Here is a 13,576-nt window from a genome sequence, read left to right as displayed (position 1 = left end):
GTGTCCGCCGACGAGCAGTCTCGGCGGGATGCGGCGTACGCTCGCCGGGGTCAAGTTGTGCAGCGACACGACCGGCCCAGGCAGCGGCGCTCCGCTCCCGACCCGACGTCCCGCGCTGAGGCGACGGTACGTGCGACCCTGCGGGCCAGCGAACCCGGATCGGGACCCGTGCACTTCACTGGCCTCGCGACGGCGTATGAGCGCCCGTACGACATGTGGGACTTCTTCGGCCCGTACACGGAAGTCATGGCGGCCGGCGCGGGCGCGGTGAGTCTGGCTCAGGCTGGCCTCGATGTGCCCCTCGTGCTCCAGCATGACCCGCTGCGACGCATCGCACGCACCACGAACGGGTCGCTGATCCTCGCCGAGACGGATGAAGGCCTCGAGGTGAACGCACCGAACCTAGACCTCGAGGATCGGGATGTCGCGTACATCGTGCCGAAGATCCGCGCCGGCCTCATCGACGAGATGTCGTTCGCGTTCCGCATCGTCCGAGGACAGTGGTCACCCGATTACACGGAGTTCCGCATCGAGGAGTACGACATCCACCGCGGCGACGTCGCGATCGTCGGCTACGGCGCCAACCCGTACACACTCAGCGATGTCCGTGCGGCACCGATCACGCTCGAGGAGACACGTCTCCTCCCGTTCGTCTGAGGAGGGCTTGAGCAATGGATGACCGGGAGATCTGGGAGGGACTCCGTGACAACGCTGAGCGCCGCCTGCTCGAGCTGCAAGAGCAGCTCGCGGATGCCCACTGCAGGAAGCGTGAGGCCCAGCGCGTGATGACCGACATCCAACGCCAACTCGCCGAGCTCGAGCAGGAGTCCATATGACCTCGCGTCAACCACACCCGACAGGTCTCCGCACTGCGAAGTCCACGAACCTGTCACACGGGAACGGATGGGAAGCCCAGTCATCTGCTGCGGCACCCAGCGCGAGACACGCAGCCCGGGCCACTCACGGCCCGGGCTGCACCCACACACGCACCCACAACGACACGCGCCGCGAGACGACACGAATCTTTAGAGATCACGGGCGCGGAAGACCCGCCAGTGTTCCGAAAACTCTCTCCCCGCGCGTGGTGCGGGCGTGTGGGTACGTGTGGTCCGCCGCTGTATCCGGAAGTTCGCCGATGAGCACGGCGAGCACTCGCGGGTGCTGAAACGATCTGGGCGGTACGCCTCGGGTGCGGCTGCAGCACGAGCTGCGTTCGAGGAAGGTCGAGACGCTACGTGAGGATGCTGCGGTTGAAGCTTTGCCGAACGTGTCTCGTTTCAAGCGGCCGGCGAAGCGCCGGAACTGAACCCGAACACGTCTTACCCGACGATCCAGTCTTCCTGCCTGATGAGATCCACCAAGCGACCGTGCTTCACGCCCCGTTGGGCGCACACGTAGGGAATCTTGGGCTTCGAAGGACCGCCGTTCACCTCGCCCGAAATCACCATGCTTCCTTCATGCTCGGCTACCGCGATCACGAAAGGGTCGGCCCCGTTCTTACGTCCCTGCTGCATCCACGTCGGGAAGTCTGCACCGATCTGACCCACGATCGCAGCCACCGAACTGTTCGTGGGGTATACACATCGCTGGCGATCACGCCCGTCTTCCTCACACCAGTCCTTCAGGAGCGAATCCACAGAGATTGCTTCGTTCCACGCTTCCTCTGAAACTCGCAGTCTGCCGGCATCGATCAGCTCATCCATGCGCGTCCAGAAGTTCGGGAAATTTCGGATCGGATAGAAGCGCTCGATCCCGTCGATAAGCCCACTTGTATCGAGCGAATAGACCAAATTGTTCACAGTCCCACCACTCCCGACAGCTGCGCCAGCTTCGGAACCTTGTCGTACGAGATCTCGAGCAGATTCGTAACATCCCGGGCACTGAGCGCTCCGTCGTCGTGCGCGCGCAAGACAGTCTGAACGAACGGGCGCCCGAGGTCTCTTACCTTCAACTGGTAGTAGATAGGGGGCGGGTCTTTGCCCTCCGCCGCCGATCGCTCGTCCTGCTTGTACTTCACATACGCTTCACGAAATACCGGCTTCATCTCGAAGTACTGCTCCCAGGTGGCAAGACCCAGGTGCACCATCCGGATTAGTGCAGCTTCTGCACTCGCCCCGAACGAAGAGGCGAGTTCGCGCAACGAACGATAATCGATCGGATCAGAGTTCATCGCCGCCTCTTTGAAGGATCCCGCCGGCATGAGGACGGCCGCGGCAACGGCATCGCAGTACCGTTCCTCGGGCTTCTTGCTTTCCCGGCTTAGGTCGCAGAGACCGCTGTGACGAAGTCCCACATGGGCCAGCTCGTGTAGGAGGGTGTAGATCTTCCCACGTGGCCAGTCCGCACCGTTCAGGGCAATAATCGGCGCGGCACCGCCGGCCAGGGAGAACCCACGCATCTCGTCTATGGGCACCCGCTGGGTCTGGATCACGAGGTAGCCGCGGCTTTCCACCGTCCGAACAAGCCATCGCAAGAGACGCTCGGGGTCGGCGAAATCTCTCGAGCGTAGACCACTAAGCCCCAACTCGTCGCGTATGCGCTTAGCTGATTTGCCGGGCGGATCCTCGATCGAGAGATTGATAATCTGGGCCGTCGGCAGTCCCAGCTCCGATCCTTCGTCGAGAACGTCCTGCAGAGCCTCTTGTTGCCGGTGCGCTCGAAGAATCGACCGTCTAAGAGCGGCTGACTCGACGCCGGCATTGCTCGGTCGCCGGAAGTCGGGGAGGTCGAAGATCTCCTCATTGTCGGGCGGGCTCTCGAGAAACATCGCACCGAAAGGGCGATCGTATGCGTCCGCGGCATTGCGCAGCTGAGTGATCGTGGGCTCGAGCGTCCCCGCCTCCCACTCATCGATTCGAAGTGGCGAGACACCTATGCGTTTGGCGGCTTCATCGACGGGGAGGCCCGCAGTACGCCGCGCCCATTCGAGCACATTCGGCTGCACCGTCATGCGGCGCAGTGTCATCGCGATCGCTCCTCGGTAGCCACATTCAGGATGTTACACACGGTCACCCACCGGAGCGCGCTGCCCTCGCCCCCGCGAGCCTGAACGACCGTCAGTACCAGCTGGCGACTAACCCAGAATCTTTTGGGAGAGTCGCCAGCTTGCGTCGTTGGCCCTCAATCGGAGAGTGACCCTCGCTTTGGGGCCCCCACGTCGCGACTGCGGCGGATAGGGTCCAGTGATCTGGGGCCAACGAAGGCTCCAGGGCAGGAGGATCCGAACGATGACGAAGACCAGCCCTTGGCACTCGGTGAACTCGGATGTTCACCACAACAACACGAGCTGCAACACCGGCAACAACATCGAGCGGGAGAACCGCCGAAGCGGTGACGGCGGCAAGCCGCTCTGTTCGGAGTGTCGTCGCCTCTGAGCGTGGCAACGAAGTGGCAACACTCATCGGCAATCCAGCTGCATTGAGCTAATCGTATCGGGGTCATGATCCGCTTGTTTAAGCGGATTGTGGCCCCGATCAGTGCATCTATGGGGGTGCGAGTAGGGTTCAAGTCCCACCTTCCGCACTGGACTGAGCAGGGCTGACTGAACAGACCGAACGGCGCGAAATCCTGTCGAAGCGTCGGCGGTCGCGATAACGTCGAACCCCAGACGTCTCAGGAGGAAGCACCATGACCGATTTCGTCGACCCGCTCGAAGAGCCGCTGAGCCTCGACCGCGACCCCAACCGTCCCGAATCGCTCGACCCCGACATCAGCGAGGAATGGGTCGAGTACGACGCCGACGGCAACGAGATCAAGAAGGACGACTCCTCGGCCTGAAACTCGGCAGCCGTCGAACAGCCGGCGCCGCGACGCGTCGTCGCTGCGGCCGCCTCGTTCCGTGGAACGGGCGAGCCCGGCGGACACCGACCTAACGGTGCCCACCGGTGCCGTGCCAGTCGTAGCCGGCGATGCGACGCGAACGTCAGCGTCCTCGGGCCTGGCCAGCCTTCTCCTGCTCGAGCTCGCCGACGATGGCGGCGATCGTCGCCGTCGACGGCCGTTCCTCGCGCTCGAGCTCGGCCTGCTCGTCGCTCGAGAGGTGGTCGTCGACGCTCATCGTGGACTCGTCGAACGGCCGCTCACCGGCGAGCACGCTGCCGAGCTGCTCGCGGTCGAGCTCCTTCGTCCACGTGCCGACGAGCAGCGTGGCCACGGCGTTGCCGGTGAAGTTCGTGAGTGCCCGCGCCTCCGACATGAATCGGTCGATTCCGACGATCACGCCGACGCCGTCGACGAGGTCGGGCCGGTGCGCGTGCAGGCCGCCGGCGAGCGTCGCGAGACCGGCGCCGGTCACGCCGGCCGCTCCCTTCGACGCCACCATCATGAAGATCAGCAGGCCGATCTGCTCGCCGAGCGAGAGCGGCGTGCCCATGGCGCTCGCGATGAAGAGCGAGGCCATCGTGAGGTAGATCGCGGTGCCGTCGAGGTTGAACGAGTAGCCCGTCGGCACCGTGATGCCGGCGACCGACTTCGAGACGCCCACGTGTTCCATCTTGGCGATGAGGCGCGGCAGCGCGACCTCGCTCGACGACGTCGAGACGATCAGCAGGTACTCCCGGCCGAGGTACTTCATCATGCGGAAGATGTTGACCCGCGCGACCGCCCAGAGCAGCGACCCGAGCACGACGACGATGAAGATCGCGCACGTGATGTAGAAGGCGATCATGAGGGTGCCGAGGCTGATGATCGCCGCGACGCCCGTGTTGCCCACGACGGCCGCGATGGCACCGAAGGCGCCGAGCGGCGCGACCCACATGATCATCGCGAGGATGCGGAACACGAGCGCCTGGATCTGCCGGATCGCCCCGAGGATGGGCGAACCCTTCGACCCCATCTTCTGCAGGGCGAAGCCGACGAGCAGCGCCACGAACAGCACCTGCAGGATGTTGCCGTCGGTCAGCGACGAGAGCATCGAGGTCGGGATGATGCCGAGGATGAACTCCGACGTCGACTTCGGCTCCAGCGTGCTCGTGTCGTAGGTGGCGTTGCCGATGTTCAGGCCCTCACCGGGGTGGATGAGGTTGCCCACCACGAGGCCGATGCCGAGCGCGAAGGTCGACATCACCATGAAGTAGAGCAGGGCCAGGCCGCCGACCTTGCCGACCGTCGCCGCCTTCGCGATCGATCCGACGCCGAGCACGATCGTGCAGAAGATGATGGGGGCGATCATCATCTTGATGAGCAGCACGAAGGCGTCGCCGATCGGCTTCAGCCCGACGGCGAACTCGGGAACGACGAGGCCCACCGTGATGCCGGCGAGCACGGCCACGATGACCGCGATGTAGAGGTAGTGCGAGGAGTCGATCCTGCGCCTGGGCTTCGTGCCCGAGGTCTGAGACTGGAGCGCCATTGCCGTCTGCCTTCCGTGGGTCGGTCATCGCCGGTCGACGATGAGTCGGTGTCGCCCCAGAATGCGATGCCGGATGCCGCGGCACCGGGTTGTGTTCATACTGTTCGCGCCGGCCTGGCTGAAGCGTGTCTAGAGTGATCACGAGCGGCGTTGCGAGGTGGGCCATGGTGCAGTGGATTCGGGGCTGGAGCATCGCCGCGAAGCTCTTCGCGCTGCAGTTGGTGATGATCGTGGCGCTCGCGGCGATCGCCGTCGCATGGATCTGGGCGGATGCTCGCGCCGACGTCGAGCGGGATGCCGCCGCGAAGAGCCTCGCCGTCGCCGAGACGCTCGCCGCCGACCCCTTCGTCGCGACCGCGCTCGGCACCAGCGACCCGTCGCGGCACCTGCAGCCGTACGCGCTCGACGTGATGCGCGAGGCCGGCATCGACTTCATCACGATCATGGCGCCCGATCGAGTGCGCTACACGCACCCCGATCCGGCGCAGATCGGTCAGCGGTTCCTGGGCAGCATCGACCGCGCCCTCGATGGCGACGCGTTCACCGAGACCTACACCGGCACGCTCGGCCCCTCGGTCCGAGCGGTGGTGCCCGTCGCGGGCGACGACGGCGAGATCGTCGCACTGGTCGCCGTCGGCGTCACCGTCTCGAACACGCAGGTCGCGCTCGGCGCGCGCATCGCGACGGTGCTGCTCGCCGCGCTCGCGATGATCGGCATCGGCGCGATCATCGCGTGGGTGCTGAGCCGCTACCTGCGGCGGGTCACGTGGGGTCGCGGGGCCGAGGAGATGAGCCGCATGTTCTCGTACTACGAGGGCGTGATGCACTCGATCGGCGAGGGCCTCGTTCTGCAGGACCGCTCGAACGCCGTCGTGCTGTACAACGATCGCGCGGCCGAACTGCTCGGGCTGCCTCGACGCGAACGCCGCGACGTCCGCGGCGACGACACGGCGCCGGTGCCGTTGGCCGACCTCGAACTCGCGCCCGCCGTGACCGAGGTGCTCGCGCGCACCGACGCCGTCGTCGACGCGATCGCCATCACCCCGACGCACGTGCTCGTGATCGACCGCGACGTCATCGTCTCTCGTGAGCGTGATCGCGGCCCAGCCGCCGGCGCCGGTCGCATCGGCTCGGTCACCACCGTCCGAGACCACACCGAGCTGCTCGCGCTCACGGGCGAGCTCGAGACGATGACGACGTTGTCCGACGCCCTGCGCTCCCAGGCGCACGAGTTCGCCAACCGGCTGCACACGATCATCGCGCTCATCGAACTCGATCGGGCTGCGGATGCCGCGGCACTCGCGAGCTCGGAACTCGCCCTCAGCCAAGCTCTCGCCGACCGGCTCCTCTCGGCGGTCGAGGAACCGGTGCTGCTGGCCCTCCTGCTCGGCAAGGCCGCGCAGGCGAGCGAACGCGGCATCGCCTTCGAGATCGAGCTGCCCGACCGACTCGAGGCGACCACGGTGCCCGCCCGGGATCTCATCACGATCGTCGGCAACCTCATCGACAACGCGCTCGACGCGGCCGCGGCCACCCCGGCGCCGCGCGTCGAGGTCGCCGTCGAGGCCGACCCCGAGGGGGGCGCGTTGCACATCGCCGTGAGCGACAGCGGCCCGGGGCCGGCTGTGGGCGAGCACGTGTTCGACTTAGGCGTCACGACCAAGCAGTCGGCCGGTCACGGCATCGGACTCGCTCTCGTGCGCCAGACGGTGTCGCGCCTCGGCGGCGACATCCGCGTGCACGGCTCGACGTTCGCCGTTCGCCTGCCGATCTCGTCGGCGCCCGCACCGTCGACGTCGGGCGCGCCGTCTCCGTCGGCGGCGCGCTCACCGTCCGCCGCGACCCGCGACGCGAGCCCCGATGACTGAGCCGCTCCGCGTCCTCGTCATCGAGGACGACCAGATCACCGCCGACGCCCACGCGGCCTACGTCGATCGGGTCGACGGATTCGTCGCGGCCGGAGTGGCGCACACCGGGCACGAAGCGTTCCGGCTGCTTCGCGCCGCACACACCGGCCGCGCCGCACCGTTCGACCTGATCCTGCTCGACATGAACCTGCCGGACACGACTGGCATCGAACTCTGCCGCGCGCTTCGGGCAGCGGGGATCGAGATCGACGTCATCGCCGTGACCGCGGTGCGGGATGCCGCCGTCGTGCGATCGGCGGTCTCCCTCGGCATCGTGCAGTACCTCATCAAGCCGTTCGGGTTCTCGACGTTTCTCGACAAGTTGCAGGCCTACCGCGACTATCACGCTCGCGTCGGCTCGACCGGCGTCACCGACCAGCAGGAGGTCGATGCGTCCTTCGCGGCACTTCGCACCTCGTCGGGTGCCGACCTACCGAAGGGCCTGACCCGCGAGACCCTCGATCGCGTGCGCTCCGCGGTGCGCGATGCTCCCACTGCTGCGCTGTCGGCCGCAGAGCTCGCCGCAATGCTCGACCTCTCGCGAGTGACGGCACGCCGCTATCTCGAGCATCTCGCCGACTCCGGCGTGGTCGAGCGCGCCGGCAGATATGGCACGCCCGGGCGACCGGAGGTCGAGTATCGGCGCCGCTGAGCTACGCCTGCGGCGGCCCCGCCGTGACGCGCGCCCGCGCATACGCCTCGATGCGTTCGGCGGGCACCGACCAGTCGGACTCGAGCCACCAGGTTGCGCCGGCGTCGGCCCACGGCTGCACGACAGCGGTATCTGCCGCGGCATCGGTGCCGGTCGTCGTGCCCTCTTGGATCACGTCGAACGGCCTGTCGGCGAGTCCCAGACGCTCGCGCTCGACCGTGATCCACGCGATCGCCTCGGCGGCGATCTCGGGGGTGAACAGACGCGCCTGTTCATCGGCACTCTCGGGAGAATTGCCCGGCGGCGCGTAGTTGGGGATCCACCCGTCGAACTGCGCGACCCGCCGCATCGATTTCATGCGCGGCCAGAGGCCGACGACCCACGTGGGAATGCGCGGCTGCTGCACGGTCGCGGGCGGCAGCATCGAGTCGGTGCGCTTCGCCCGGTAGTGCTGCCCCTCGTACTCGAACGGCTCGGCCCGCCACAGCTGCTGCATGAGCTCGAGCGACTCGTCGAGCAGTTCGGCGCGGTGCTTGCGGCCCGGGTCGTCTTCGAAGATCCAGAATCGCGGTTCGGCCTCCGAGACGCCGAGCCCGGCCGAGAGGATGACACGGCCGCCCGACAGCCGGTCGACCGTCATGGTCTGCCCCGCGAGCTCCCACGGCCGACGGCGCGGCACCGGTGTCAGCATCGTGCCGAGCCTGATGCGGTCGGTGACCATCGCAGCCGCACCGAGGGTCGACCACGGGTCGGTCGCCCAGATGCCCTCCCAGACGAAGAACCCGTGCCAGCCGGATGCCTCGGCGAGCCGGGCGAGTTCGACCGCGAGAGTTGGATCGCTGCCCGTGTAGATGAAGCCGTGTCGCATGCGACCGAGCGTACGGCCGGCCACCGACATCCGCTGTCGTCATCGGGCCGCGACACCGGACATCAGTGTCAGGACGCACCCACTCCCCCTAGGATGTAAGGTAAACCTAACCTCACTGAAGGGTCGCCCCATGACGATCGCCCCCGCCGCTCCGGCCCGCACCGACTCCGAGCCGCTCGACGTCGCCGCGCTCGTGCGCGCGGCCTCCGCCGACGACCACAAGGCAGCGGAGTCCCGCGGCTACATCGTGCAGCTCATGGGCGGCGAGCTTTCGCTCGCGGAGTACACGCGCTACCTCGCCCAATTCGGCTGGGTGTATGAGGCGCTCGAGGAGCGCGGCAGCCGTGACGGCGACCCGGCGGTCTTCGACCCCGAGCTCGCCCGACTGGCCGCGATCGAGGCCGACCTCGCGGCGCTCGGTGCCGCCGACTGGCGCACCGCGCACCCGGCGCTGCCCGCCACCGCCGAGTACGCCGCCCACCTGCGAGCCGTCTCCGACGACGACGTGCGCTACCTCGCGCACCACTACACGCGCTACCTCGGTGACCTCTCGGGCGGCCAGGCCATCGCCCGGCTCGTGGCCCGCCACTACGGGGCCACCCCCGAGCAGCTGAGCTTCTACCGCTTCGACATCGCCGAAGACGGGGTCGTCCGTTACAAGCGCGGCTACCGCGAGGCGATGAACGATCTCGCCCTCGCGCCCGAGCAGGTCGACGTGCTCATCGCCGAGGTCCGCACCTCGTTCCGCATGAACAGCGCGATCTTCGAGGCGCTCTCGGCCTGACCGCAGCGGCCACGGCTGACAGCTCCACCACTTGGTTCACTCCACGGAGTGAGCCGTCGTCATCCTCGAGTCGGATGCCGCGCGCGAACGCCGTCGGTAGACTGCAACGAAACCACGCCGCTGCTGACCCGGCAATCGCCGTGTCTCGACGACGACAGGAGATCCCCCAGTGATCCACACCTCGCTCATCCCCTGGCTCGACCCCGAGACGATCATCTCGGGCGCCGGTCCATGGGCGCTCGTCGTCGTCTGCGCGATCGTGTTCGCCGAAACGGGCCTGCTCGTCGGGTTCCTCCTGCCCGGCGACACGCTGCTCGTGATCTCAGGGCTGCTCACCCACACCGTGCTCGTCTTCGGCGTCGACATCTGGTGGGTGTGCCTCGCGATCGGCTTCGCCGCGTTCCTCGGCGGCGAGGTGGGCTACCTGATCGGGCACAAATTCGGCCCGAGCGTCTTCGAACGCAAGGAGTCGGGGCTCTTCAGCGTCAGGAACGTCGAGCGTACGAACGCGTTCTTCGAGCGCTTCGGCGCGCTCGCGATCATCCTCGCCCGCTTCGTGCCGATCGTGCGCACCTTCGCTCCCGTCGCCGCCGGCGTCGGCCACATGAACTACAAGAAGTACACCCTCTACAACTTCATCGGCGCGATCATCTGGGGTGTCGGCCTCACGTACTTCGGCTTCCTCATCGGCTACATCCCGCCGGTCGCCGAGTTCGTGCAGGAGTACATCGACGTCATCCTCATCGGCGCCGTCGTCCTCACCCTCATCCCGACGCTCTGGCACTACTTCGCCTCGGCCCGCAAGGCGAGGAAGGCCGAGCAGGCTGGCGCCGACGTCATCACCGACGAAGACGAGGCAGCCCAGCTCGTACTCGACCCCGAGGTCTTCGAGCGCGGCCCCGAAGAGAAGTAGCGGCGGCAGCGAAGAGCCCCGAAGAAGTCGACCGGCCGCGAGCATCGCTCGCCGGTCGCACCGAATCACGGATGCTGCGAATGCTCCTGCTCTGCCCGGCCCGCCGGCTCGAGCTGGAACGTCGAGTGCCCGACATCGAAGTGATCGCTGAGGCATCCGCCAAGCTCGTCGAGCAGTTCGCCCGTGCGACCCGACGCGAAGACCTCGGGCTCGACCTCGACATGCGCGCTGAACACGTGGGATCCCGAGGTGATCGCCCACACGTGCACGTCGTGCACGGCGACGACACCGGCGGTCCGCAGGATGTGCGTGCGGATCTCGGCGACATCGGTGTCGGCGGGCGCCGACTCGAAGAGCACCCGGGCGACGTCGCGGAGCAGTGACAGCGCTCGCGGCACGATGAGCGCGGCGATCGCGAGCGATGCGATCGGGTCCGCGGCATCCCAGCCCGTGAACACGATCACGAGCGCCGCGGCGATGACGAGTGCGGAACCGATCATGTCGCCGAGCACCTCGAGATACGCGCCGCGGAGGTTGATCGACTCCTTCGCCCCGCCGCGCAGCACGAGCATCGCCGCGATGTTCGCGACGAGGCCGATCGCCGCGACGACGAGCATGGGCACGCCCTGCACCTCGTGCGCCTCGCCCTCGGCGCCGCTCATGAGCCGGCCGATCGCGCCGATCGCGACCGAGACGGCGACGACCACGAGGATCACGCCGTTCACGAGCGCGCCGAAGACCTCGGCCCGCCGGTACCCGTAGGTCTGACGATCGGTCGCCGGCCGAGCCGCCACGAAGGCGGCGATGAGCGCGATGACGAGCCCGATGAGGTCGCTCGCCATGTGGCCCGCATCGGCGAGCAGCGCGAGCGAGCCGCTGAAGACGGCGCCGACCACCTGCACGACGAGGAAGGCGCCGATGATCGCGATCGCGATCCAGAGCCGGGTGCGGTTCGCGGTCGCTGCGTGATCGTGATCGTGTGCCATGTCACGTCCAGCGTAGGCCGGGAATCGGCGATGGGCTCAAGATAGGAATGAGTCGCGTTCTCAGGGGCTGCATCGGCGTCGGGCGGTGGGCGCCGGGCGGCTCCGTCGGACACTCAGCCGAGCCCGCTGCGGAATCCCTCCCGCCAGCTCGGCCAGATCGGGGTCCACTCCAGTTCGCGCTTGGCCTTCGCGTTCGACGCGCCCCGCACCTTCGTCATCATCGAGACACCGTGTTCGCCGATGAGCGGCTTCGCGACCCAGGCCGGCATGTGCATCGGCGGCTTCGCGCCGATCGCCTCGGCGAGTGCCGGCAGCCACTCCGAGACCGGAGCCGGCTCATCATCCACGATGTTGTACACGCCGGCGGGGCCGCGACGCACCGCTGCAGCGGTCGCGGATGCCGCATCGTCGACGTGGCAGAACGAGGTGACGCCGGTGCCGCCGCCGACGAGGGGAAGTCTGCCCGCCTCGAGCATCGTCACCATCTCGCCGCCGTGCCCGAGTGCCTGCCCCGGACCGTACAGCGCGCCGTAGCGCAGCGCGAGGCCCCCGGCGGCCGTCGTCACCTCCTCCACGTACCGGATCGCCGCGAGCGTCTCCCGCGAGGCATCCGTCGGGTGAGGATCCAGCGGATCCTCCTCAGTCTTCACGGCGCCGCCGGTGCGTTCGCTCGGCCAGCCCGCGTAGCTCTGCGCGATGAATCGCACCGCGCCGACCTCAGCGCCCGCCGCCAGCAGATGATCGGTGCCGCGCGTGCGCAGCTCGTTCGTCGTGGCGAAGGTGCGATCGAAGTGCTTGAGGTCGGAGACGCCGCCCGAGAGCGCGGTCAGTTCGTGCACGATCACGTCGGGCCGCGCCTCGAGCACGGCGGCGCGTACGGATGCCTCGTCGAGGCCGTCCATGACGAGCCCACGCGCGCCGGCCGCGTCGATGCCGGCGACCCGCTCGGACCTCGTCGTCGTGCCGAACACCTCATGGCCGTCGGCCAGGAGCAGCGGCACGAGCCTCCTTCCGATGGCGCCCGTGGCGCCCGCGATGAACACTCGCATCTCGGTCTCCTTCTCTCTCACCACCTCCGACGAGGATGCCACCGCGTCTGTGACACCGCATCTGTGACGCCGAGGCCGGGCCGCCCGCATGTGCCATCCTCGAAGCATGGCGATCACCGGCGAGAGGCATGAAGCGCTTCGACCCCTCATGTTCTCCGTCGCCTATCGCATGCTCGGGAGCGTCGTCGAGGCGGAGGACGTCGTGCAGGACGCCTACCTGCGACTGCATGAACGCGAGCTCGCCGGCGACGAGATCCGGAACCTGGATGCCTTCGTCGTCACGGTCACGACGCGTCTCGCCATCGACGTGCTGCGATCCGCGCGGCGCACTCGCGAGGTCTACGTCGGCCCCTGGATTCCGGAGCCCCTGCCCGACGACGACGCCGATCCCGCCCACCGCATCGAGCGCGACGAAACCCTGTCGTTCGCCTTCCTCGCGGTGCTCGAACGGCTCGGCCCGGTGGAGCGTGCCGTGTTCCTCCTTCGGGAGGTGTTCGCCTACGACTATCGGGCGATCGGCGAGGTCGTCGGCCGTGACGAGGTGGCCTGCCGCCAGATCCTGCACCGTGCGAAAACGCGCATCGCCGAGCGGCGGCCGCGATTCGACGGCGTCGACGAACGGGATTCCGCCCTCGCCGATGCGTTCTTCGCCGCACTCGAGGCCGGCGACGTCGACGGTCTCGTCGGTCGCCTCGCCGACGACGTGGTGTTCTACGGCGACGGTGGCGGCAAGGCACCCGCCATCCAGCACCCGATGCACGGCGCGGTCGCGGTAGCTCGGTTCCTCGGCGGGCTCGTTCGACGTGGGGCACGCGTCGGCGTGCGATTCGAGCGGCGCTCTGTCAACGGCACCCCTGCCGTGTGGGTGCGGGGTCCCGATGGCGCGCTGCTGAGCGTGCTCATGGTGGAGTTCGCCGACGGCTCGGCGCAGGTGATCGCGAACCAGCTGAACCCGGAGAAGCTGGCTCACCTCGGAGCGGTCGGCGACACGGCTGCGCTGTTCGGCGGCCGCGAGGGCTGAGACGCTCCGTTTCCGTCCGACACGGCGGCCCGCGGCATCCGCTCGA

15 protein-coding genes are annotated in these 13,576 nt (G+C 67.7%); 9 read left to right on the top strand and 6 right to left on the bottom strand.

Annotated features, from left to right (window positions below; genetic code table 11):
* The first annotated feature begins 168 nt into the window (after positions 1-168).
* Together VPH61_RS16165 and VPH61_RS16160 are read left to right on the top strand one after the other, a co-directional pair.
* On the top strand, positions 169-657 hold the full coding sequence (locus tag VPH61_RS16165; RefSeq protein ID WP_332064539.1) for an HK97 family phage prohead protease: 489 nt from the start codon (positions 169-171) through the stop codon (positions 655-657).
* A 14-nt stretch (positions 658-671) separates the two neighbouring features.
* Positions 672-836, top strand: a complete 165-nt coding sequence (locus tag VPH61_RS16160) for a hypothetical protein (RefSeq protein WP_332064538.1) — start codon at positions 672-674, stop codon at positions 834-836.
* Between the two features lie 483 nt (positions 837-1,319).
* Here the strand turns inward: VPH61_RS16160 and VPH61_RS16155 are convergent, their stop codons facing one another.
* Together VPH61_RS16155 and VPH61_RS16150 are read right to left on the bottom strand one after the other, a co-directional pair.
* Positions 1,320-1,799, bottom strand: a complete 480-nt coding sequence (locus VPH61_RS16155; RefSeq protein WP_332064537.1) for a DUF4411 family protein — start codon at positions 1,797-1,799, stop codon at positions 1,320-1,322.
* The gene (locus VPH61_RS16150) at positions 1,796-2,965 is read right to left on the bottom strand and encodes an ImmA/IrrE family metallo-endopeptidase (RefSeq protein ID WP_332064536.1); all 1,170 of its coding nucleotides are present in this window, start codon (positions 2,963-2,965) and stop codon (positions 1,796-1,798) included. Before VPH61_RS16150 ends, VPH61_RS16155 begins: the two co-directional genes overlap by 4 nt.
* Before the next feature lie 262 nt (positions 2,966-3,227).
* On the opposite strand from VPH61_RS16150, the gene VPH61_RS16145 reads away from it, so the two are divergent.
* Complete coding sequence (locus VPH61_RS16145) at positions 3,228-3,374, top strand: hypothetical protein (protein WP_332064535.1); 147 nt, start codon at positions 3,228-3,230, stop codon at positions 3,372-3,374.
* A 253-nt stretch (positions 3,375-3,627) separates the two neighbouring features.
* Entirely contained in the window at positions 3,628-3,777 is a 150-nt protein-coding gene (locus VPH61_RS16140) for a hypothetical protein (protein ID WP_332064534.1), read from the top strand.
* 145 nt (positions 3,778-3,922) lie between these two features.
* Here the strand turns inward: VPH61_RS16140 and VPH61_RS16135 are convergent, their stop codons facing one another.
* Positions 3,923-5,350 (bottom strand): cation:dicarboxylate symporter family transporter, encoded by a 1,428-nt coding sequence (locus tag VPH61_RS16135; protein WP_332064533.1) that lies wholly within the window; start codon positions 5,348-5,350, stop codon positions 3,923-3,925.
* A 164-nt stretch (positions 5,351-5,514) separates the two neighbouring features.
* Between VPH61_RS16135 and VPH61_RS16130 the strand changes: the two genes are divergently transcribed.
* Both VPH61_RS16130 and VPH61_RS16125 read left to right on the top strand, forming a co-directional pair.
* Positions 5,515-7,218 carry an ATP-binding protein gene (locus tag VPH61_RS16130; RefSeq protein ID WP_332064532.1) on the top strand — a complete coding sequence of 568 codons (1,704 nt, stop codon included), beginning with the start codon at positions 5,515-5,517 and terminating at the stop codon, positions 7,216-7,218.
* Complete coding sequence (locus VPH61_RS16125) at positions 7,211-7,909, top strand: response regulator (RefSeq protein WP_332064531.1); 699 nt, start codon at positions 7,211-7,213, stop codon at positions 7,907-7,909. Before VPH61_RS16130 ends, VPH61_RS16125 begins: the two co-directional genes overlap by 8 nt.
* Before the next feature lies 1 nt (position 7,910).
* Here VPH61_RS16125 and VPH61_RS16120 read toward each other — a convergent pair whose 3' ends face one another.
* The gene (locus tag VPH61_RS16120; RefSeq protein WP_332064530.1) at positions 7,911-8,777 is read right to left on the bottom strand and encodes an LLM class flavin-dependent oxidoreductase; all 867 of its coding nucleotides are present in this window, start codon (positions 8,775-8,777) and stop codon (positions 7,911-7,913) included.
* A 130-nt stretch (positions 8,778-8,907) separates the two neighbouring features.
* Between VPH61_RS16120 and VPH61_RS16115 the strand changes: the two genes are divergently transcribed.
* Entirely contained in the window at positions 8,908-9,561 is a 654-nt protein-coding gene (locus VPH61_RS16115; RefSeq protein WP_332064529.1) for a biliverdin-producing heme oxygenase, read from the top strand.
* Positions 9,562-9,733: 172 nt separating this feature from the next.
* Entirely contained in the window at positions 9,734-10,474 is a 741-nt protein-coding gene (locus VPH61_RS16110) for a DedA family protein (RefSeq protein ID WP_332064624.1), read from the top strand.
* Positions 10,475-10,539: 65 nt separating this feature from the next.
* Here VPH61_RS16110 and VPH61_RS16105 read toward each other — a convergent pair whose 3' ends face one another.
* Complete coding sequence (locus VPH61_RS16105) at positions 10,540-11,460, bottom strand: cation diffusion facilitator family transporter (protein ID WP_332064528.1); 921 nt, start codon at positions 11,458-11,460, stop codon at positions 10,540-10,542.
* 113 nt (positions 11,461-11,573) lie between these two features.
* Complete coding sequence (locus VPH61_RS16100; protein WP_332064527.1) at positions 11,574-12,509, bottom strand: NAD-dependent epimerase/dehydratase family protein; 936 nt, start codon at positions 12,507-12,509, stop codon at positions 11,574-11,576.
* A 106-nt stretch (positions 12,510-12,615) separates the two neighbouring features.
* On the opposite strand from VPH61_RS16100, the gene VPH61_RS16095 reads away from it, so the two are divergent.
* Entirely contained in the window at positions 12,616-13,530 is a 915-nt protein-coding gene (locus VPH61_RS16095) for an RNA polymerase sigma-70 factor (RefSeq protein WP_332064526.1), read from the top strand.
* Positions 13,531-13,576 lie beyond the last annotated feature (46 nt).

The sequence above is a fragment of the Agromyces sp. CCNWLW203 genome, assembly GCF_036576125.1.
Lineage (GTDB): Bacteria > Actinomycetota > Actinomycetes > Actinomycetales > Microbacteriaceae > Agromyces.
This window is presented reverse-complemented; position numbering and strand designations above follow the sequence as displayed.